Origin of the sequence: Pseudolysobacter antarcticus (assembly GCF_004168365.1) — a bacterium.
Lineage (GTDB): Bacteria > Pseudomonadota > Gammaproteobacteria > Xanthomonadales > Rhodanobacteraceae > Pseudolysobacter > Pseudolysobacter antarcticus.
Genome location: NZ_CP035704.1, coordinates 742,708 through 763,219 on the forward strand (window position 1 = coordinate 742,708; position 20,512 = coordinate 763,219).

Annotated in this window: 15 protein-coding genes and 2 CRISPR repeat arrays (1 of these 17 cut by a window edge); of the genes, 6 read left to right on the top strand and 9 right to left on the bottom strand. The window is 58.1% G+C overall.

Going from position 1 to position 20,512, the window contains the following annotated elements:
* A CRISPR array of direct repeats spans nucleotides 1-1,524; the repeat unit is 28 nt; unit sequence TTTCTGAGCTGCCTATGCGGCAGCGAAC; it begins 6,011 nt to the left of the window's first position.
* A 68-nt stretch (nucleotides 1,525-1,592) separates the two neighbouring features.
* A protein-coding gene (locus tag ELE36_RS03210; protein WP_129831719.1) for an IS3 family transposase occupies nucleotides 1,593-2,746 on the top strand; the annotation gives its coding sequence in 2 pieces (ribosomal slippage) (nucleotides 1,593-1,833 and nucleotides 1,833-2,746; 1,155 coding nt in all).
* Between the two features lie 33 nt (nucleotides 2,747-2,779).
* Nucleotides 2,780-3,167: a CRISPR direct-repeat array (repeat unit 28 nt; unit sequence TTTCTGAGCTGCCTATGCGGCAGCGAAC).
* Between the two features lie 128 nt (nucleotides 3,168-3,295).
* Here the strand turns inward: ELE36_RS03210 and cas6f are convergent.
* The 9 genes from cas6f to ELE36_RS03250 all read right to left on the bottom strand — a co-directional run bounded on the left by cas6f (nucleotide 3,296) and on the right by ELE36_RS03250 (nucleotide 14,062).
* Nucleotides 3,296-3,865, bottom strand: a complete 570-nt coding sequence (cas6f, locus tag ELE36_RS03215; protein ID WP_129831720.1) for a type I-F CRISPR-associated endoribonuclease Cas6/Csy4 — start codon at nucleotides 3,863-3,865, stop codon at nucleotides 3,296-3,298.
* 3 nt (nucleotides 3,866-3,868) lie between these two features.
* Complete coding sequence (gene csy3 / locus ELE36_RS03220; RefSeq protein WP_129831721.1) at nucleotides 3,869-4,906, bottom strand: type I-F CRISPR-associated protein Csy3; 1,038 nt, start codon at nucleotides 4,904-4,906, stop codon at nucleotides 3,869-3,871.
* Nucleotides 4,907-4,936: 30 nt separating this feature from the next.
* Nucleotides 4,937-5,944 (bottom strand): type I-F CRISPR-associated protein Csy2, encoded by a 1,008-nt coding sequence (gene csy2 / locus ELE36_RS03225; RefSeq protein ID WP_129831722.1) that lies wholly within the window; start codon nucleotides 5,942-5,944, stop codon nucleotides 4,937-4,939.
* A complete protein-coding gene (gene csy1 / locus ELE36_RS03230) occupies nucleotides 5,937-7,307 on the bottom strand; it encodes a type I-F CRISPR-associated protein Csy1 (protein WP_129831723.1) in 1,371 nt (456 codons plus the stop codon). Before csy1 ends, csy2 begins: the two co-directional genes overlap by 8 nt.
* A 371-nt stretch (nucleotides 7,308-7,678) precedes the next feature.
* Nucleotides 7,679-7,864: a hypothetical protein gene (locus tag ELE36_RS20640; protein WP_242512342.1), complete on the bottom strand. Its 186-nt coding sequence runs from the start codon at nucleotides 7,862-7,864 to the stop codon at nucleotides 7,679-7,681.
* A 114-nt stretch (nucleotides 7,865-7,978) separates the two neighbouring features.
* Entirely contained in the window at nucleotides 7,979-11,092 is a 3,114-nt protein-coding gene (gene cas3f / locus ELE36_RS03235; protein ID WP_242512343.1) for a type I-F CRISPR-associated helicase Cas3f, read from the bottom strand.
* Nucleotides 11,089-12,066 carry a type I-F CRISPR-associated endonuclease Cas1f gene (gene cas1f / locus ELE36_RS03240; RefSeq protein WP_129831724.1) on the bottom strand — a complete coding sequence of 326 codons (978 nt, stop codon included), beginning with the start codon at nucleotides 12,064-12,066 and terminating at the stop codon, nucleotides 11,089-11,091. The genes cas3f and cas1f overlap by 4 nt, the downstream gene beginning before the upstream one ends.
* Before the next feature lie 469 nt (nucleotides 12,067-12,535).
* On the bottom strand, nucleotides 12,536-12,898 hold the full coding sequence (locus ELE36_RS03245; RefSeq protein WP_129831725.1) for a hypothetical protein: 363 nt from the start codon (nucleotides 12,896-12,898) through the stop codon (nucleotides 12,536-12,538).
* 105 nt (nucleotides 12,899-13,003) lie between these two features.
* Complete coding sequence (locus tag ELE36_RS03250; RefSeq protein ID WP_129831726.1) at nucleotides 13,004-14,062, bottom strand: tyrosine-type recombinase/integrase; 1,059 nt, start codon at nucleotides 14,060-14,062, stop codon at nucleotides 13,004-13,006.
* A 123-nt stretch (nucleotides 14,063-14,185) separates the two neighbouring features.
* On the opposite strand from ELE36_RS03250, the gene dusA reads away from it, so the two are divergent.
* The 5 genes from dusA (at nucleotide 14,186) to ELE36_RS03275 (ending at nucleotide 20,489) form a co-directional block, all read left to right on the top strand.
* The gene (gene dusA / locus ELE36_RS03255; RefSeq protein WP_129831727.1) at nucleotides 14,186-15,202 is read left to right on the top strand and encodes a tRNA dihydrouridine(20/20a) synthase DusA; all 1,017 of its coding nucleotides are present in this window, start codon (nucleotides 14,186-14,188) and stop codon (nucleotides 15,200-15,202) included.
* A 206-nt stretch (nucleotides 15,203-15,408) separates the two neighbouring features.
* Entirely contained in the window at nucleotides 15,409-18,495 is a 3,087-nt protein-coding gene (locus ELE36_RS03260) for a ligand-binding sensor domain-containing diguanylate cyclase (RefSeq protein WP_165371455.1), read from the top strand.
* Nucleotides 18,492-19,406: an arginine deiminase-related protein gene (locus ELE36_RS03265; RefSeq protein ID WP_129831729.1), complete on the top strand. Its 915-nt coding sequence runs from the start codon at nucleotides 18,492-18,494 to the stop codon at nucleotides 19,404-19,406. The genes ELE36_RS03260 and ELE36_RS03265 overlap by 4 nt, the downstream gene beginning before the upstream one ends.
* 144 nt (nucleotides 19,407-19,550) lie before the next feature.
* Nucleotides 19,551-19,784 (top strand): PepSY domain-containing protein, encoded by a 234-nt coding sequence (locus ELE36_RS03270; protein WP_129831730.1) that lies wholly within the window; start codon nucleotides 19,551-19,553, stop codon nucleotides 19,782-19,784.
* A 15-nt stretch (nucleotides 19,785-19,799) separates the two neighbouring features.
* A complete protein-coding gene (locus ELE36_RS03275; RefSeq protein ID WP_129831731.1) occupies nucleotides 19,800-20,489 on the top strand; it encodes a response regulator transcription factor in 690 nt (229 codons plus the stop codon).
* Nucleotides 20,490-20,512: the final 23 nt, after the last annotated feature.

A 20,512-nucleotide genomic window follows, 5' to 3' on the forward strand; every position in this document is an offset into this window, starting at 1 on the left:
GAGCTGCCTATGCGGCAGCGAACTTGTGATCGGTGTCCTCGGTGCGCTCGGAATTTTTCTGAGCTGCCTATGCGGCAGCGAACCACCCGAGCATCGTTGCGTGGCTTGTTGCATGTTTCTGAGCTGCCTATGCGGCAGCGAACAAGTGATAGCAGACAGAAAAGATGGCACGTTATTTCTGAGCTGCCTATGCGGCAGCGAACCGAAAATATGACTAGAGCCAGCAGACGGGATATTTCTGAGCTGCCTATGCGGCAGCGAACACGGGACTAGGTTACGCAACACGTACGGCTAGTTTCTGAGCTGCCTATGCGGCAGCGAACCCTGCGCACGCGCTTGAGCGCATCAAAGATATTTTCTGAGCTGCCTATGCGGCAGCGAACGCGTCACCCATCGGGCGCGCCGAACTCTTGATTTTCTGAGCTGCCTATGCGGCAGCGAACCGATCGAGCAGAAAGCCTATACGGATTTCCAATTTCTGAGCTGCCTATGCGGCAGCGAACTGCGCCTTCGCGCTCCGCACCTTTCACCAGACTTTCTGAGCTGCCTATGCGGCAGCGAACGCGGTGGCGCTGCTGGAACATCGGCCTATGATTTTCTGAGCTGCCTATGCGGCAGCGAACGGCAGTTCCGAAGCCCACGCGGCTGATCCATTTTTCTGAGCTGCCTATGCGGCAGCGAACGTTGCAGCCAGATTTTCCTGTTTCTGCAAGTATTTCTGAGCTGCCTATGCGGCAGCGAACCATTCTTCGGCGCTCAGCCAAACACCTTTGCGTTTCTGAGCTGCCTATGCGGCAGCGAACTCGCCATGCACTTCTGCATCACGCGCGATGATTTTCTGAGCTGCCTATGCGGCAGCGAACCATCTTTCAGTGCTTAGCGCTGGGCCTTTACTTTTCTGAGCTGCCTATGCGGCAGCGAACGTGAAGCCGTGGCGGCAGGATGTCAAAGCAGCTTTCTGAGCTGCCTATGCGGCAGCGAACTCCACTTGCGTGTAATCCTGCAGCAAGTTCTCTTTCTGAGCTGCCTATGCGGCAGCGAACCATGGTCGATTGAGCTGCAACGGTTCGTCCCTTTTCTGAGCTGCCTATGCGGCAGCGAACGCGTCACCAGGGTATAAACGGACGTGCCTACTTTTCTGAGCTGCCTATGCGGCAGCGAACCAAAGTTGCAAAGCGAGGGGAAACTTGCACGCTTTCTGAGCTGCCTATGCGGCAGCGAACTGATTGATAGCGAGGGCGAGCATGTCAACCAATTTCTGAGCTGCCTATGCGGCAGCGAACTATGCTCCTTGATAGCTAGCCTGTCTGACTAGTTTCTGAGCTGCCTATGCGGCAGCGAACCGCTTTATTCGCACACCGATTGTGTGCCGTGTTTTCTGAGCTGCCTATGCGGCAGCGAACGTCGGCATTTGCTCGCTGCTAATCACCGCGCTTTTCTGAGCTGCCTATGCGGCAGCGAACCGTATCAAAAGCCGCTTAGAAATTTTCTACTTTTTCTGAGCTGCCTATGCGGCAGCGAACACCAAGAGGGTTCTACCCCGTTATGGCGGACACTTCCAACAAGGCCGATGATCGGCAAAAAGGAGTGTCATGTCCAAGCGAAGAACATTTAGTGATGAGTTCAAACGGGAGGCAGTGGGTCTGACTCATCAGGCCGGTGCCAATGTTAGCCAGATAGCTCGCGATATCGGTGTGGGTGAAGGGGTGCTGAGCCGTTGGCGGCGGGAATTGGCCAGCGGTAAACGCCACGCTTTCCCGGGCTCTGGCGTACCGCGGGATGAAGAGATGGCCGCACTCAAGCGTGAGCTGGCGCGGGTCAAGAAGGAACGCGATTTTTTGCGCGATGCGGCAGCGTTCTTCGCGAAGGAATCGCGTTGAAGTTTCAGACGATCCAGCGCTGCCGCACGGTCTATCCCGTGCAACTGATGTGTCGATGCCTGAAGGTATCGAGCAGCGGTTTTCATGCGTGGTGCAAACGCCCCTTGAGTGCGCGAGCGAAGGACAACCAGCGATTACTGGTGCAGATAAAAGCGCTTCATAGCATCAGCGATGGGGTACTGGGCATGCCACGCATGCATGAGGAGCTGAGCTATGCCGGTGAAACGGCGAGTCCCAATCGGGTGGCACGCCTGATGGCCAGCAACGGATTATTCGGGATTCCACAGCGGCGAGCCTGGCGCAGCAAGCGTAGCGGCGTGCGACCGCTGCACGTGCGCAATCATCTGCAACGTGACTTCTCGGCGCTGGAACCCAATACAAAATGGGTCACCGACATCACCTACATCCACACCGGCGAAGGCTGGCTCTACCTCTGCACGGTGCTCGACCTGTTCAGCCACACGATCATTGGTTGGTCCATGTCGGGTATCCAGGATCGTCACCTGGTTCTCAAGGCGGTGCAGATGGCCTGCTGGCAGCGAACGGACACCACGCCCGTGGTGCTGCATTCAGATCGAGGAACCCAATTCACCAGCGGCGAATATCAACGCTTCCTCGCCGATCACCACCTCATCAGCAGCATGAGTGATGTGGGCCACTGTGGCGACAATGCTGCCGCCGAGGGATTCTTCGGTATGCTCAAGCGCGAGCGCATTTATCGCCGTCGTTACCTGTCACTGGCCGACGCACGCTCGGATGTTTTTGACTATATCGAGCGCTTCCACAACCCACGTATGCAACGACGACTTGATAAGCTAGACCAAAGATTTATAACCTTAACTCAACCGTCCGCCAAAACGGGGTAGAACCCAGAGCAGCATTCCGCACAACGAAATTGCTTTCTGAGCTGCCTATGCGGCAGCGAACGCAGAGGTTTACGACAGTTTCTATCGCGAAATTTTCTGAGCTGCCTATGCGGCAGCGAACTTTCAAGCGAGGCGACCTCCTGATGGATTGGTTTTCTGAGCTGCCTATGCGGCAGCGAACATAAATTACGGGAGCTTGAGCGCAACCTCACATTTCTGAGCTGCCTATGCGGCAGCGAACCTCACCGTTGTGACAGCGCCACCAATCCATCATTTCTGAGCTGCCTATGCGGCAGCGAACGTCGGCGCCGGTTCAACGGTTTTGCGACTACTTTTCTGAGCTGCCTATGCGGCAGCGAACAACAGTGTGAGTCCACCGCCGCTTCGCGCATTTTTCTGAGCTGCCTATGCGGCAGCGAACTAGAGCGGTGTAAATATATTCCCTATGTTTTCAATGAACGTGGCGCATATAGCTTGGCTACCCCAAATTTTTCAGGGGCAGCCAAGCTGCTGATTTTGCAAGAGAGAAAAATTTCCTTTCGGAAAGGGTCAGAACCAAGGAACCGTTGCGTTCTGACTCAATCCATAGCAATTGAAAATGCCTTCCGTGGGGCGATCCGTTCGATTGCCGAGTTCGACGAAAAGACAAAAGCGTTGTCCGGTGCTGTGGCTTCGCAGGTTCAAGTACGGCAGATCCGGTTCCCGTTCAACCGACGATGGTATTGCGGAAACTGCCTGTTCGTAGGTTTCCCCTTTTCGTGCCATTCGCCGCCTGCGTAGACGATCAGCGTTTGTCTTGAATTGCCGGCGTTTGAACACCTGAAATTTTGTGGATTCCGGAACGGGCGAGATAGGAGACAAATGAATATGGTCACGCATTCCCGTGAGCCAATTCGTAGCGTCCAACGCCAGAAGATCTTGCTCCGATCCGTGCAATCTCACGGTGTTTCCCAGCGTGCGTGGCTTGAGCCGATATTGCGGAAAGCTCACGCCGATTTGATCGCTATGTTGCGTCACCAATGCACGATGAAATTTCGCATAAAGCGCCTCCAGAAGAAGGATCGCGGAGAATTCCGGGTCAGGAAGTAATTTGATGTCGAGGTAATGGCTCAGATTCATACCTCAGCCCGCCTCGCCGAATACGCCGCCGCGGATCAGTGTAGCGATTACGAAATGTTGTTGATCGATCTCCGGCGTCTTGTCCTTGAGAACCCATCCATCAAGCAGGGTGTAGAAGTCGTCCTTGGTGCCACGTGGCTGGCGGTACGCCTTGCCCTGAGTCGTCACCGAGCCATAGGGCTCTACCGCGATCGGGCCGTTTTCATCCGATTCTTGGTACCACGTGTCGATGGTGCGAATGGCATTCCCGAGTTTCTGTGAATGAATGCCTGCAATGCCGTTTACTTGGTACAACGTTTTGCTCTTGTCGCCGCGGCTGCGGTCAAGGATCAGCTCCTGCGAGGGGAATACCTCCTGACCAGCGCCGATGCGTGCAAAGGCAGTGATTCGCAGCAGCACGTGTTGTTTCCCGGCGAGGCCTTCACCGATCAAGGTGGCGAGTTCAGTCAATCCAGCGGCGATCTTCGCGTCTGTTGGCGTATCGAAACCGCGCAGCGGTAGCGCTAGCGCGTCGAATGTCCATTCGGATTTGGCGGCTCCATCAACTAGGTGCGCGATACGAACCTCAGCGGCTTCTGTGCCGATGCGATTTCGCCATAGAAAGCGACCGTTGGCGAGATTGCGTGCGTAGCGCCGCGCGAGTTCGCCGAAACCGTTGGCATCGACATAGCTTTTCACCGTAGCAAGCAATTTGAGGCGATAGTCCGCACCGTTGCACGCGGAGGGCGAGCCCGTGCCGCCGAGTACACGCAGGGTGAAACTGATTTTGAGCGTATCGGCATCTGCGGGAAGCGCTGCGACATCGACCGTTTGCAGATTCGGATTCTCGATGGCTGCATCGAGCTTGGCCGGGTCTTGCTGGCCTGCCTTGAGGCGATTGGAGATCGTGCCGCGTACGGATTTTTCGTTGATGACGATGGGTTTCCAGTTTGCGCTTGCACCGCGTTCACTCCACGCGCCAGCGAAGAAAAGTGCATCGGACGGATCGAGTTTGCGTTCAAAAGCGAGGACAGAAGCAGTTTTGAGAGATTCATTAGCCATGATGAAATTCCTTGTGGTTTGATAGGACGTTCAGTCGAAGTCGTATTGAGCAGGTGGCGCGTAATCGTTGCGGCAGCGATAGAGGCCGTTCTCGGGCTGACTGTCCGCATACCAGAGCATTTGCTGCGGCGATTGCAGACGATGCGCACCCAACCATTCGCCCATCGAATAGAGGCTTTCGACGAAACAAAACGGCGTTTCCGCATCCCGTGCATTGGCGACCATGTCCGCGTCGAGCACGTCGCTCAGCGCGCCGTAGCCGACGGGGATCGGCACGATCCAGCCGGCGCCCTTGCGGTCGTGTGTCCACCCCACGGTTCGGCGTTCGGCATCCTTGCTCTCGCCCGGCGCCGTATCGCCATGCCAATTGATGCGCGAGAGCGAGAGCCACGCGTCGAGGCGAGAGCTTCCCGAATTTTCTGTCTGCAACTGCTGATGGCGTTGTGCAATCAGGTCGTCACGTGCAACCAGAGCGGAGCCGGGCAGCCATCGCAATTTTGCGGACTGGAATTTAGCGTTGCGGCCTTTTTCGTCTCCGCTGAGTGCTACGACATAAGGCATTTGTCGATGAGCGGATACGTTTGCGGGAACCACGCTGCCACCTGCGATACGCATTACATCGAGATGTCCGCGCACCTGCTTCGCGAGCAGTTGGCCTCTATCAGTCGCAGCATCGAGCGCGTTGCCTTGCACGGCAAAGATCAAGGTGAGGTCCAAATGGATGCGGCCTTCCTGGACAATCCCGGCCACGCTGCCATCACGTTCGATCGGATTGCGCGTCTGATGGAACGCGCCCGCATCGTTGCGGTATTGTCCTGGCGACGACTGCTCCTGATGCGCGTGGCAAACCACACCGACGGCGTTGAACTGGATGTCCATTCCCGCCTCATGCGTGCGGCGTTCGAGTGCCCACATCGCCCCGAGAAATGCCGTCATCGAAGGAAAGCCGTGCGTCTGCGGGCTGGAGATCGCATTGGCGTTTTGCACACGTAAGCGCGGAATCACCAACAGGTGATCGAAATGCGGGCATTCACTCATGGGTACTCTCCACGGCTTTCGTCGGCGCAACGGCGCGTCGCTGCATCGTCACCGGCCACGCCGCATCCACGATAGCCTGACGCGCCCAGTGCGCATGTTCTGCATCACCTACCGATAGCCCTTTTTCAAGCAGAATCGCGTTGAGCCAGTTGCCGAAACGATGTGCTACCTCATCGGGCCAGTCGCCCCATTCCCGTGCGGCAATGAAGGCGCGATCTTCCTCGGCGTACTCGTCGCGGATCGGGAGTTCCGCTCGGTCAGGATCAAGCCAGAGCCGCTCGCACAACGGCAATTCGCATTGATCGTCGCGTGTCCATCCCGGGTCGAAGCGCGCGGAGATCTCAGCCCCGAATGCGGCCAGACTTTGCCCGAGCGCCTGCTCGATGAACTCGCGCTTCACTCGGGGTTCCATGGTCTTGCCCGGGTTGCTCGTGAGCAGGCGGCACAGCGCATCGACGAGATCACCTACGCCTTCATATCGTGCGAAACGCGATAGCGCGGTATCGAGCTTGAGCAGGGTCTTTGGTGTCGTGAGATCCCATGACGGTGGCAACGAAGCCAGCAGGTAATTCACGCCACCGCGTTCGCTATTGAGCTGACTGATATTCTGCGGTTTGGTACCGCCGAGTTTGCGCGCCAGCAATTGGCGATAGTCGCGATAAAAGCCCTCGTGCGGTTTGCGCTCACGCCATGCCTGTCGCGCGAGTTTGTTGCTTTCACCGAAGCGTGCGTCATTGATCTCGGCATGCACGGCGTGGGTGAGTGTGCTGGAGAACATCGGTTGCAACAGGTGATAGCTGGCGTTGTCCGTTGGTTCGCCTTTTACGCACCAGTAGAGTTGCTTGGCTTTTTCGTGCGACGACCAGCTTTCGACGGGTCGTAGAAGGCCCTTGAAGGCATTGGCCCATGTCTTGGCAACTGCAACATCGTCGTGTAGTGCCGTGAGCAGGTCGGTGTCATCGACTTGCATCCAGTCCAGCAGTCGTTTGCCATCCACCTCGATCTTGAGAAGCTTGTAAACGTCCAGCGCAGCGGCGTTGCCGACGATATCGTCCGCGTAGGAAGCGCCCAGCACATGCGTGCCAATCTCCGCATGAGCGGGAAGTGTTTCCGGCGCGGCGTGCAAGTTGCTGCCGCGTGCATCCGGATGGGTTGCCTTGAGGACATGCGTGACGGCCTGGATCTGGTTCACGCGTCGCGCGGCGTCCGCGAGCCACGCGCCATACTCGTATTTCGATGAGGTGGTTTCGTTGGTGTCTTCGCTCGTTGCCTTCAGTTTCGCGTCGCGCCGTTCATGGATGAACTGGGTGATGGCGGAGCGAAAGAGCGCAGAACGAGTGGTTCGTTCAGTATCTTCGGTCATGATTAGAGATTCCTTGTTCGACTTGACTAAGCCGGAGCTGTAGAATCCCTACGGTAACTTCGCCGTAGGGATGTGATAGGTACGAGGACGCAGCCCTCAGTTCGGTATGCCAATCATGCAGTTGCTAATCACGTTTCCTAATCCTCCTTTTCGCGACATCCTCGCGCTTAGGGCCGGGGCCAACCGGCAAGTTGCTCTGTGCTCGGGCCGCGCCAACGGCCCGAGCGATCTCATTAGAGCATGGCTATATGAATTTATCAACCATAGTATCCCCGCTCTTTATAATGCCGATTAGGTAGCTCAGAAAATAGTCTCCCCTCTCTTTGATTTTGAAGGGCCTTTACTGCCGCACAGGCAGCTCAATGATCTAGTCAGCCATCGCCTTTCTTTGCAAAGCCTAAGCAGGAGTGATATCGCCAGCCGTAATTACAATTTAGAGCTCTTGTAATGGTGAATTTCTCGCCGCAAGTGCGCAGCGAGAGTTCTTGCGCAACGGCTTGATCTTCGAGCAGCTCAAGCAGCGAGTTGCTGCCCCACGCGGCGATGCGTGCTCCCATTTTGTTCTCGATCGGGACGATAGCGAGCAGGCTATTTTGTATACATGTGTAAATTGTGGGCGCGCCGCGATGCAGCGTTTTCTCGATGCGATGCAGAACGAGATCGTCGCCATCTTAGTTCGGTAAGAACACGAGTTCGACTTCGGGTATCGAGTCGTCGCGGAACGGCTGCTGCTGCGGCAGCACGCCGGTCAGCGCGGCCCGCGGGTATTGCCACGCGCTTGCCGCGTTGAGTTCATTTCTTGGCGATTTCGCGCCGCGCGGCACGGGGCGCGCAATCGCGTCGAGGTCGGCGGGCTCCATCATGTCGGCGAGGCGTGCGTGTTCCAGATCGACGAGTTTCGTTTTGGGTTCCCGCCTGTCCGCAGGTTCCGGTTGGATACGCGGAATCGCCGTGATGCACTCGTATTCCTCTTTGCGCAGCAGTTTTTCGAGACGGTGGCTGGTCAGTCGGAACGGATCTGCGACACGTTGTCCTTCCGCTTCGAATCCCGGGCACACGAAGGCGGCCGCGGGCTGGTTGTCTTTGTCCTTGGGCGTTTCGAAATGCCGCAGGTTGGTATCGAAGACGAAGATGTTCGGCGACGTGCAGGGCTTGTTGCGATGGCGCTGTACGCGACCGGCCAACTGGATCAACGAGCGCATCGATGAGGGTTCGGCGATGGCCCAGTCCGCATCCCAATCACGCCCGACCTCACAGACAGGAGAGGCGAGCACGACAAACACGTGGTTAGTTTCAGGATGTGCGTCGATGGCGTTGCGTATTTCCGGCAGCGTGTAGACAGCCTCAGATTTGCGGCGGTTGAGTGTTGTATCCAGCCGGTTCTCGATGGCTGAGCGCAGCAGTAGCGGAAAGCGTGAGTGATATACGCAAAGATGAATACGGTGCTCCTCCGGCGCACCGAGCCGGAACAGCTCCAACGCGACATCGAACAGCGGCTCGATGTTCGCCATGCGCACCAGCCCGAAGCTGATGCGCTTGCCGCTGGTCGGGCAGTTCTCCGCGTGCGCGGCATGCGCTTGAACGATGGCGCCTTGCAACTGCTTGGCGAATTCGCGCCGGATATCGGCTTCCTTCCTGGCGGCGATCTGTAACGGCAGCAGTACAGCGCAACGCCGCGGCTCTGCTGTGCGCAATTTGTCCACGCGCTTTTGCACGAACCCGGCGTGGTGCAGCCGAAACGATTCCACGCTGCCGCAACTGTGAGCGCTAGCGCCGCATTCGTCCGTCCAGAGGCAGGGGATTTCCAGTGACGCGGCTGCGCTGATCTGTGTGCCACGATTGCGCTGATAGTGTTCGCGTCCCGCGCGATAGGCGAGAAACATGCCTTCCACCAGTGCTGGCGGCAGCGTGGCGGAGGAGATCAGCACACGCGTGCCGAGCAGCCCGGCCCAATGCATCAGCCGTGCGAGCGCGGGCAGATCGGGCAAGTCGAAATCATCGAGTTCGTCGAGCACAAGATCGCTGCTCATCAGACGCAGCATCGGTGCGATCTGCCGGCCTGCGCGCAGGCTCTCCGTCGCTGGCATCAAATGGTCGATCGTGCAGACGAGCATTGGCGCGGAAAGCAGCGAGCGGATCGCGGGATCGCTCATCGCCTTGCCAAGCAGGCCATCGTCGGCATAGGCGCCTTCATACAGGACATGCCCATCTTCTTCGATCAGCGCCTGAATCGAAGCCGAGCCGGTGGCTTCGGCTTTCTCCAGATAGTAGTCGAACAGGTCGCGACTGGCTGAACCACCGACACGCACGGCCAGTTCGTCCTCGTTGAGATGCAGGTCTTGCCGATATGCGCGCCCGGTTTGCATCGTCAGTGTGCGCAACCCGAGCGCGAAGGTGCAGCGCATGCCAGCGTGCGGCTCGGCGAGCGCGTTCATGATACGGGCGTTGGCGAGTGTCTTGCCGCAGCCGGTCGATGCCATGTTGACGATGAAGGCGCCATGTTCGGCGGCCTGCCTGCGCAGATTTTCGGCCGCATCCGCCGCCCAATCCTGCCAGCGGAAGCGAGCGGTTTCGCTGCGCTTGCGCAAGCCTTTGTGGCGAGCCAAACGAGGCAGCCTGTGTTCAAAGCCGGGAAGCGAGCGCACGATGCTACCAGCGCCGCGTGCAACGCCCAGCAGATGCTCGTCCAGTGACTGCTTCAGCGTGCCGTCGGAATGTGTGTTCGCAAAAAGGTGGCCTTTGCCATCGCCCTTGACGCGTTCCGGTGAAGCAGGCGTAAGACTGGAATAATTATGATCGGCGAGCATCAGGCCAAGGCGCGCCAGATGCATCGCATAAGGGTTGTCGAGCCACGCGCCTTTGTCGGGACGGCGACGCAGTGTCTGCAATCGTGCAGCCAGTTGTGTGGCTTTCGATCGCCACTTTGGATGGGCCGTCGGCAAGATGTCGGCCAGATCCCAGTAGCGTGCAATGTCTTCAGGCGACGCGGCACGCTTGATTTCATTCCAGCCGTGCGTAATGCCTTCGAGGATGTTGGCGAACTGCTTCGGAGCGAATTCGGGCGACCGCGCACCCAGCCAACGCTGTTCGTTTTTGTCGTCGTATACAGGAACGACCGGCAGGCGATGATGGGTCACGACCAGCCATGCGATGGCCGCAGCCAGCGGCGGCAATTGTGCGAACGGCGGCGGCGCTGCATCATCCAGCCCGTCCCGCCAATAGCGGCCTTGCTCAGTCCAGCGGGCGTCATCCGCAGCGGTTGGGGCAGCCAGGCGCCTAAGCCATGTCTCATCGTCGTCAGTGCCGACAAAAGCGGCGAACATACGCAGCGAAACCCATTCGTGGCGGTAGAGATTTTTTTCCATGACTGGTTTGCGCAGCCGCCCCTGGAAGGCAACGCTGGCTTTACCAAGGTCATGCAGCAAGGCTGCCATTTGCGCGAGCAACTGGATGTCCTCGCCGCTGTGCCAATCGTTCTCGCTCGCGTTGCGCAGCACGTCGCGCGTGGTCGTATTGGTCGGCACCGCGCCTTCGGTATTAAAACGACGCATATCGCCGACGATCCAGATCAGTTCGCTGTGATCGCGACCACGGATCCAGTGGCAGGCGACAGCGGTGTTCTTACGAGCCGTCTTGCGCAGCAGTCGGCGCAGGGTATCGAGGCCTTCGCGAGTGATCGGCGTCTGCCACGTCCGTTCACCGCGGCGTTCGGCGAACTGGTCGAGAATGCGTCGCGTCTCGGTCAACGCGCGTTTGTCGCATTGGGATACCAACAGAACATTCATGGTGCAGACAACGCCATTTTTTCGGCAACGGCCTTGACCGTGTCGATCATGAAATCCAGTGACTCGCTGCGGCTCAGATTCTCGATGCAGGACTGGCGGAAGTCTTGTTCCTCGTCGCCGCGCATCGCCGAAATGAAAGCTTGCGGCAGCACAATCGCATCCTTGACCAGATCTGCAATATCGAACACGAGCCCGCCACGCCGCGTTTTTCCATGCAATATCGCGAGGCCATGCGGCAGGCCGAGCACCCATGCTGCGGTGGCGCCCAGGCCGTAAGCGAGATAGTTGCCATGGTCGAGAAAACGGTTGGCCGGATCACCGCCATCACCACGCTTGGCGCGCACAAAATCGCCATATTGCATGGCGCGCGCAGCGAGCTTGAAAAGATGCTTGGTGAGCCTCGCTTCTTCCGTGAGCAGGAAGGTGTTGTCGGGAGCGAGGTCGATCGCATGCAGTGAGCTATCGAGTGCGGGCTCGAGCGTTTCGGCGCGAATAGTGAATCCGGCATCGCGTAACGCACGATTGCCCAGCCAGTACTCGCGTATTCTTTGCAGCCGTGCGCGTTGAAAATGCTTCGCCGCTTCCAGTCGCAAGGCATCGTCGAACCAGAAGCGCACCCAGCGTTGCAAATATTCGGTGGGGCGATATTCGCTTTGTGGCGAAAACCAGGCGACGTCCATATCGACTTCGTTGGCACTGAATAATGGCGTGCCGCCACCACCGCAAAAACCTACCAGTACACCGGCCTTCGCCAGTTCGCGCATCGCCGATTGAGTGACGGATGTTCCCGTGCCCAACAACACAGTCGTGGTATTGGCGATCGGAATATTCCAATACAGGGAGCGCTTGCCTTCATCGGTGACGTATTCAACGCGCCCGCCATTGACCAATACCCTGCAGTGTTCCAGGTAATAGATGTGCGCACGTTTAGAATGGAGGATCGATTTCAGATCCGAGGGGCGAAGTTCCTCCATGACATTTCCCCTTCAATGCGTACGAATATCTTTTGATCTTGACAGGAATTAATCTCAAGGAGTGAGACCTTCATCGTAAGACGTCCTTGTGAAGCTGGTGGTTTGACTTAGCATCACTGATTGCATGGCGCCCTTGATGGTTCGCGTCTCGATCATTTCTCACTTCATTCCGCGAGCTGAGAACAAAGGTTGCTGGTATTTTCATTCCTTGGAATGCGATATCTATGTGGGCGTCGGATTCGCGACGACAGGTTGAACACCCTGGTCAATTTTGAGCGTAAATTACCTTGCTCATCTGGTCAGTTTTAAGCGAGCGCCAGCAGTGCCGCGACTGCTGCACGCGATGTTGTTGTCCAAGCCTCGTTCGGAAGCCTCGCTGCGATTGGCTTGCAATTTTCTTCGCTGAGGTTCGGCGCTAATCAGGTAAGGTTTTGAGCCTCCCAATAACCGGGGTGGTTCAGTAGTGCTATCAGTCTTGTTCGAGAATATCGAGCAGAGCTTGCTGTCGCCTTGTGGGAAGTGCTCGAAATCGCTGTAGCAGTAAAATTTCGCTCGAAGACTGCGTGTGATCGTTGGGGGAGTCAATTAAATCTGCATGTTTGGCTTTCACGTGCTCGTGTTCTTGCTGCGCAGAGACAGGGTCCAAAGATCTTTCGCTGATGCGATTTTCTCTTATGTCGCTCTCGCGTTCATTCGACCACCGAATCGCCGATTCTTTGCTGCGAAAGGATCGAGTTTCGTTATGAAGCATCTTGTTGCTAAGCATGATCCGAATCGTCGCGCGGTAGCTTAGGGAGCCGTCCTTCAGTCGACGGGCGATGATGGTTGCCATACGGTGCTCCGAACTTGCGGCTAATCAAGATTTTGGACGCCAATACTTTGGAGAAAATTGGCACATATTTAAACGGACCAGATGTTCAAATGCTGGGGGCCTTCATCAATTTCTCAATCGAACGTCGGCGGCCCGCAAGTGAGTGTATCGCTTCAGAGTTGCCCAGCTACGGTGCCCCGTAAACTGGGCGACTTCGTGGATCTGGTATCCGAGTTCGAATAGACGGCATGTGGCTTCGTGACGTAAATCGTGGAAACGCAAGTCCTTGATGTTGAGTATTTTGCAGGCGCGTGTGAAAGCCGAACTCACAGATTTGGAGTCGTACGGAAAAATGCGCTCATCTCCGCTCCTCGGCTGACGGTCGATAATTTCCAAGCCTTGCATGGAGAGTTTGACGGAAATGTCATTGCCGAGCTTCCGGGTCGGATCCTTCATACCACGTATAAGCGTCGTCATGGATTGGCGGTCGATATCGTTCCAGCGCAGGCGACAGATTTCGTCTTCACGCCGTGCCGAGTGGATCGCGAATCGGATAAGTTCGTGCATCGGAATTTGACGACGACCATCGTTGCGATCGAACCAGCTTTCAAGTTTCGCGATCTCTTCCCCGCTGGGACGCCGTTCGCGTTGATGTGATTTGCTGGTGAGCTTCAGATGTCGACTCGCGTGTGATGCGTCGTCGATTGCTTGAACATTGGCAAGAACACCCCAGGCAGAGCGTGCGGTTTTTAACACGGTACGCAACCAAATTAGGTCGTTGTTGACTGTTGCGGGGCCGGTTCCGGCGATGCGACGGTGACGGACATGTTCGACGACCTGTTCAGTGGTCAGGCCTGCTGCATCCCAGTGGCCTACTAGCCTCCGTAACAAGCCAAGGTGACTCTCTTTTGTGCGCCCCCACTTCTGTATTGATTTGAACTCGGTGATGTAGCGATCGATCAACGAAGCAATATCCGTCTTGTCATTTTTCCCTGTAGCGATGTTGTTCACTCCGCCACGGTCTTTGAGCTCGACCTCGCGTTGCCGAGCCCAGCTTTTGGCGAGTTCCAACGCTCGAAATGATAGAGATTCGGCATGTACGACAATGCCCTTGCGCTTGATCGTGATGGTTGCTCGGTAACTCTTCGAACCGTCTTTCAGGCGGCGTGCGATGATACTAGCCATGGCGGTAGTCCACGAGTGGTTGTCCAACGCATTTTGGACGTTTTTTGGACTACCTGCAAGAAATTGATTTTGCTAAACTATTGATTCCAAGGCTTTCGTTGGAGCACCAGAGAAAAGCGTAAAATGAGCCAATCCAGTCAAAAATCGGTCGAAAGAACAGGGTCTTATGGGGCAAGGGTGCTTTGTGTGGCACCGATGATGGATTGGTCTGATCGGCATTGCCGGTATTTCCATCGTCTGCTCACGCCGAACGCGTTGCTCTATACCGAGATGGTGACTAGCGCGGCGATTGTGCATGGCGATCGCGAGCGCTTGCTCGGGTTTAATGCGGCGGAGCAACCGGTGGCGCTGCAACTCGGCGGCAGTGATCCGCGCGAGCTGGCCGCCGCGGCGCGCATCGGCGCGGATTTCGGTTATCGCGAGATCAATCTGAATGTCGGGTGCCCGAGCGATCGCGTGCAGTCCGGACGCTTTGGCGCGTGCCTGATGCGCGAGCCGGAACTGGTCGGCGAATGTGTGCTCGCGATGCGCAATGCGGTGTCGATTCCAGTGACGGTGAAATGTCGTATCGGGGTCGACGAGCAGGACGAATACGTCGATCTGCAGCGTTTTGTTTCGGTGCAGCGCGACGCTGGTTGTCGTGTGCTGATCGTGCATGCGCGCAAGGCCTGGTTGAAGGGTTTGAGCCCGAAAGAAAATCGCGATGTGCCGCCGCTGAATTATCAGCGCGTGTATCGGCTCAAGCAGGAATTTCCCGAGCTCGATATCGTCATCAACGGCGGCATCACCGATGTGGCGGCAGTGCAGCAACATCTGCAGCATGTCGATGCGGTGATGCTCGGTCGCGCCGCCTATCACGATCCGTACATCCTGGCCGAACTCGAACACACGCTGTACGCCACGCCGTTGCCATCGCGCGATGACGTGTTGTTGCAGATGCAGGAATATGTGGGCGCATGTCGCGCGCGTGGTATCGGCCTGCATCACATTGGCCGCCATCTGCTGGGCCTTTATCTCGGTCAGCCGGGCGCGCGAATTTTCCGTCGTTATCTAAGCGAGCACATGCATCTGCCGTATGCGGATTTCGACGTGCTGGCCAATGCGATGGCAGCGACCCGGGCGCAACGTCAAGCTGCTTAGTTTTACGCGCCGCCGCGCACGATTTTCGCCAATTGCAAATTGAATGGCACGCGACGTAGCACTTGAGTACCCTTGGCTTTCGTTAAGGGGATTCCATGACTGCTGACAGCGCACGCGCGCCAGCCACAGCAATTCTAATCGGTCGGTGCCGGCCTGGTTCGGCACGTCGGTCATGGCATTTGCTGCTACGTGTTTTTGGCTTCGTCATGCTGCTGTGGCTGCCGCATGCGCGCGCGTTGGAAACTGTGGCTGGCCCCGCACTCACCGCAGAGTCCGAATTGCGCTGGACCGGCTATCGACGCTTTTCCAGTCGGGAAGGTCTGCCGCAGAACAGCGTGTCTGCGTTGGCGCAGGACCGCGATGGATTTGTCTATGCGGGCACCGAGGATGGCGTGGCGCGCTATGACGGTCGCAGCTGGCGTGCCGTGCCCATGCCCGATATTGCGCGACATGCGTTTGTGTTGCGCCTGCTCGCGGGCGCCGATGGCAGCCTGTGGGTAGGCACCGATCAAGCCGGTCTGGTGCATTACGCCCACGGCGTGATGACGCCGGTGCCATTGCCCGCGGGTGCGACTGAAACCGATATCGAGGCGTTGGCCGTGGCGGCGGACGATGCCGTCTACGTCGGCACATCGCGATCACTTTATCGCTGCGATCAACACACCTGTCGCGAACTGGTTGCGGCCCGTGGCCTGGAAGTCGCCGTGCTGTTGCCCGGTATTACTGCGGATGGTCCGTGCCTGTGGATCGGCACCAACGAAGATGGTTTGTATCGTCTCGATGGCATCAGCCGCACTGATCATGAGCCGACTCTTGCCGCATGGCATCTCGGTCGCGAAGATGGTCTGCCGAATTCCGCGGTGCGTGCGCTGGTGCAGTGGGGCGGCAAGGAGGGGCGCGATTTGTGGATCGGTACCGGTCGCGGATTAGCCCGGCTGGCCGATCAGCGTTTGACCTTGTACACCGCGGTGCCAGGCATTGTAGAGGGCGGCGTCAGCGTGCTGTTGCCTGGCACCACGCAGAAAAATGGCGCAGTGCTCTACGCCGGCATGTCTGCTAGCGGGCTGGCGGAAATCCATGCCGATGGCAGCTGGCTGCGGCATACGCGCGCCAACGGTCTGCCCGAAGAAGAAATCCGCTCGCTGCTGGAAAGCGATGCCGCAAGCGGCGCGCCGGTGCTGTGGGTCGGTTCGCGCAACAGCGGCATCGCGCGGCGCGATGTTGGTACGTGGTCGGCGTTCGACGAGCGCAACGGTCTGCCGCATCGCGTGGTGCACGGCATCGGCGAGATCACTTTCCCCGACGGTTTGCACACGCACTGGATCAGCACCAGCACCGGTGCCGTGCGCTGGCGCGACCAGCACTGGGAGGCATGGTTGCCGGCCAAATATGCCAGCCGCGTGATCTATTCGATGATCCGCGTCGGCGAGAACATTTGGGTAGCCAGCAATCGTGGCCTCATTCGCATCGGGCCGCGTGATAGCCAGGAATACAATTCGGACAACTCCAAGATTCCCGGTGTCGTAGTCAACGATGTCAGCTACGACGCCGATGGCGCGGATGCCGGCAGCATCTGGATCGGTACGCATCATGGTATTGCGCGCTTGCGCGATGGCAAGCTTGAAAAAGTGGAAGTGCCGCCGCTTCGCCAAGAGTCTTTTGTGCGTGTATTTGCGCATACCGCACTGGCCGGTGGCGGCAGCCAACTGTGGGCCGCAGGCGAGGAAGGCATTGCTTATCGACGCGATGGCAACTGGAGCGCGCTGCCGCAGGATTGCCTGGCCCATGTGTCGGTAATGGACCTGCGCGAGCAAGGTTCGCCCGGCGCGAATCACGCGTTATGGGTGGCGCATCGCGACGGCGTAACGCGCATCGATCTGGATCACGATCTGCAATGCACGACGCCGAACGCCAGCGTGTTGCCGACAGAAATCATCTACCAGCTTCAGCTCGATCGGCTCGGTCGGGTTTATCTGTTCGGTTATCAAGGCGTGGTCCGGCTCACACCCGATGCGACCGCGCCCGGCGACGTGCAGCGTATGCGCAGCGAACGTTTCACGATGGAAGATGGCTTGCCCGCGATGGAGTTCAATCGTGGCGCCTCGCTGCTCGATAGTGACGGCCGGATTTGGGCCGACAGCATCGAAGGCGCGGTGCTCTATGATCCTGCTGCCGAGCGCGCGCCGCCGCCGCCACGTCCACTGCGATTACTCTCGGCGCAGATTGAAGGTGATGGTGCGAATCAGCGGCTGCGCGATGGCGCGGTGCTCGATGCGAACGCCAATAATGTCGTGTTCGAATTTGCGTTGTTGTCGTATCAGCGCGATCACCTCACGCGTTATCGCACCGAGCTTGAAGGCCTCGACGAAACCCGCGACGAATGGACCGCGACCGGCGTTCGCAGCTATAACCGATTGCCTGCCGGCGACTTCACTTTTCGCGTCTATGCGCGAGACGGTTTTGGCGTGGAAGCGGTGCCGATCACGCTGAAGTTTTCGGTGCGCCTGCCGTGGTGGCGCACGCCGTGGGCGGTGGTAATGTATGCGCTGGCACTGATTGCCTTCGGCATGCTGGTGGATCGCTGGCGCACGCGTGCTCTGGAACGTCGCGCCCGCGCGCTCGAAGCCGAGGTCGCTTTGCGCACACGTGCGCTGGCAGATGCCAACGATCAGTTGCAGCGCGCCTCGCTCACTGATCCGCTCACTGGCCTGTGGAATCGGCGTTATTTCGATCTGGAACTTCCGCGCGAAAGCGAGCGTGCGTTGCAGCGCGCGTTGGCCGGTGAAAAACATGCCGATCTGACTTTGGTATTGCTCGACCTGGATCATTTCAAATCGATCAACGATCGATACGGGCATCCTGTGGGCGATGCCGTTCTGGTCGAGCTTGCTGTGCGCCTGCAAGCGGTTATGCGCAGCAGCGATCTTGCGTTGCGCTGGGGCGGCGAGGAATTTTTGATCGTGTTTCGCGATGCCCATTTCGACGCCGCCGCGATGCTCATAAAACGTCTGCTCGCGGCAGTTTCGGAGCAGCCGTTCATCGGCCCGTATCATCGTATCGATGTGACGTGCTCGATCGGCTGGGCGATGTTTCCGTTTCGCCACGATCAGGCGCACGCATTGTCGATGCAGCAGGTGCTCGCGCTTGCCGATGAAGCTTTGTATCGTGCCAAGGATGACGGTCGTAATTGCGCCTACGCTGCCGTGCCCGATGGCAAGCTCACGGCATGGCAACGCAGCGGTGGCGGCGCTGCGATAAAACCGCCTGTTTTACCGGCCCTCCCGACCACATGATCGTCACCAGCGTTACCGAGTTTCTCGCGGTATTTTCCGAACAGCGTTTTCCGATGCAGGCGCCACCTTGCGCGCGTGCGGCATTCCTGTGCAGCCCGCTGGGTTTTGCTCTCGCTACGCAATCGGCTCAGGACAATCGCTACATGGATTTGTCGCAGCACGTCGATCCGGCCCGCGCACTTGCACAGCACGCGCAACTTGCGGCGGCCTTGTCGCAGGAGTTGCCGGTGATCACTTTCCCGGGCGATCCGGCAACGCCCGATGCAGTTTTTCCGAACAACGTTTTCGCCACGATACATGGACGCCTTATCGTCGGCGCGATGCGTCATGCGGTGCGCCAGCGTGAGGCGGCGCGGCCGGATATCCGCGCATTTTTTCGCGACAACCTCGGGTATGAAGTTCTGGATTTGTCCGGCGCCGCGCAAGTCGCCGAGCTCACCGGTGCGCTCGTGATCGATCGTGCGCGTGGCATCGGATTCTGCGGACTTTCGGAGCGTTGCGACATGGCGGGTGCGCGTGCCATGCACGATGCGTTTGGTCTGAATCTCACGTTCTGTTTCGAACTTGCTGCCAGCGAATACCACACCAACGTCGTGCTTGCGATTCTCGCTGGACGCGCCGCCGTAGTGGCGCCGCTGGGGTTTGCCGATGCGGCGGTACCTGCAGCAATCGCGCAGGTTTACGCGGGCCGAGCGATCACGCTTGATGATGCGCAGAAAACCGCGTTCGCCGGCAATGCGATCGCACTCACGCCTGGCAGCGTCTGGTTCAGCGCGGTCGCGGCGGCGGCATTGCACAGTGAACAACGTCAACAATTGCAGGCATGGGGATTTGCGTTGCGTTGTGTCGAGCTCGATGAAATCGAAAAAGCGGGCGGCAGTTTGCGTTGCTGTGTCGGCGAGATTTTTTGAAGTCGACGATTCGTGGTCGCGAGCCGCACGGCGGCTGCAACTGCAGCCAAACCGCATGATTCAGCGCAAATTCAATGCGCCAGCCCCACAGTGCGACTCATTCGCAGGCTTGCAGCCTGCACCTGCCCGGTTATCATTCCACGCATGTCGATCCGCACAACCTTTCCGGTGCTCAGTCTTGCCTTGTTTCTGGCGGCGGGATCGGCGCATGCCGAGGTGACCCTGCAGCAGGCGATCGAAAAGGTGCAACGCGATACCGGCGGCAAGGTGTTGTCTGCCGAACCGATCCAGGTCGGCAAGAAAAAGATTTATCGTATCAAGGTGCTCACGCGCGATGGACAGGTGCGCGTGATACAAGTCACAGCCGACGACAACTAATATCAAGGATATTGCATGCGCATACTGCTGGTTGAAGACGAAGCGCCGTTGCGCGAAACCCTGGCCGCGCGATTAAAGCGCGAAGGTTTTGCGGTGGATGCCGCAGCCGATGGCGATGAAGGCCTGTACATGGGTCGCGAAGTGCCGTTCGATGTCGCGATCATCGATCTCGGATTGCCCAAACTTTCCGGCATGGATCTGGTCAAGGCGCTGCGCGATGAAGGCAAGCGTTATCCGATCCTGATCCTGACCGCACGCACGAGCTGGCAGGACAAGGTGCAGGCGCTCAAATTCGGCGCCGACGATTATCTGGTCAAGCCTTTCCATGTCGAGGAGTTGCTCGCACGCTTGAACGCACTAGTGCGACGCGCCAGCGGCTGGACCAAACCTATGCTCGAATGCGGCCCGATCGCGCTCGATACCACGGCGCAAACCGTCAGCGTCAACAAGCAGGGCGTTGACCTTACGAGTTACGAATACAAGGTGCTCGAATATCTGATGCTGCACGCGGGCGAGCTGGTCTCGAAGGCTGACCTTACCGAGCACATCTATCAGCAGGATTTCGATCGCGACTCGAACGTGCTCGAAGTTTTCATCGGCCGTCTGCGCAAGAAACTCGATCCGGAAAACCTGCTCAAGCCGATCGAAACCGTGCGTGGCCGCGGTTATCGTTTTTCGATCCCGCGCTCGGATGGCGATGAGTAATTTTGCGATGGATAATCCGCGAC

Coding starts and splice junctions, on each gene's coding strand:
- csy2 (WP_129831722.1), bottom strand. CDS start 5,944: ATGAGTGAATGCCCGCATTTCGATCACCTGTTGGTGATTCCGCGCTTA.
- cas6f (WP_129831720.1), bottom strand. CDS start 3,865: ATGAATCTGAGCCATTACCTCGACATCAAATTACTTCCTGACCCGGAA.
- cas1f (WP_129831724.1), bottom strand. CDS start 12,066: ATGGAGGAACTTCGCCCCTCGGATCTGAAATCGATCCTCCATTCTAAA.
- ELE36_RS03270 (WP_129831730.1), top strand. CDS start 19,551: ATGTCGATCCGCACAACCTTTCCGGTGCTCAGTCTTGCCTTGTTTCTG.
- dusA (WP_129831727.1), top strand. CDS start 14,186: ATGAGCCAATCCAGTCAAAAATCGGTCGAAAGAACAGGGTCTTATGGG.
- ELE36_RS03250 (WP_129831726.1), bottom strand. CDS start 14,062: ATGGCTAGTATCATCGCACGCCGCCTGAAAGACGGTTCGAAGAGTTAC.
- ELE36_RS03260 (WP_165371455.1), top strand. CDS start 15,409: ATGCTGCTGTGGCTGCCGCATGCGCGCGCGTTGGAAACTGTGGCTGGC.
- ELE36_RS20640 (WP_242512342.1), bottom strand. CDS start 7,864: ATGGGAGCACGCATCGCCGCGTGGGGCAGCAACTCGCTGCTTGAGCTG.
- ELE36_RS03275 (WP_129831731.1), top strand. CDS start 19,800: ATGCGCATACTGCTGGTTGAAGACGAAGCGCCGTTGCGCGAAACCCTG.
- ELE36_RS03245 (WP_129831725.1), bottom strand. CDS start 12,898: ATGGCAACCATCATCGCCCGTCGACTGAAGGACGGCTCCCTAAGCTAC.
- csy1 (WP_129831723.1), bottom strand. CDS start 7,307: ATGACCGAAGATACTGAACGAACCACTCGTTCTGCGCTCTTTCGCTCC.
- ELE36_RS03265 (WP_129831729.1), top strand. CDS start 18,492: ATGATCGTCACCAGCGTTACCGAGTTTCTCGCGGTATTTTCCGAACAG.
- csy3 (WP_129831721.1), bottom strand. CDS start 4,906: ATGGCTAATGAATCTCTCAAAACTGCTTCTGTCCTCGCTTTTGAACGC.
- cas3f (WP_242512343.1), bottom strand. CDS start 11,092: ATGAATGTTCTGTTGGTATCCCAATGCGACAAACGCGCGTTGACCGAG.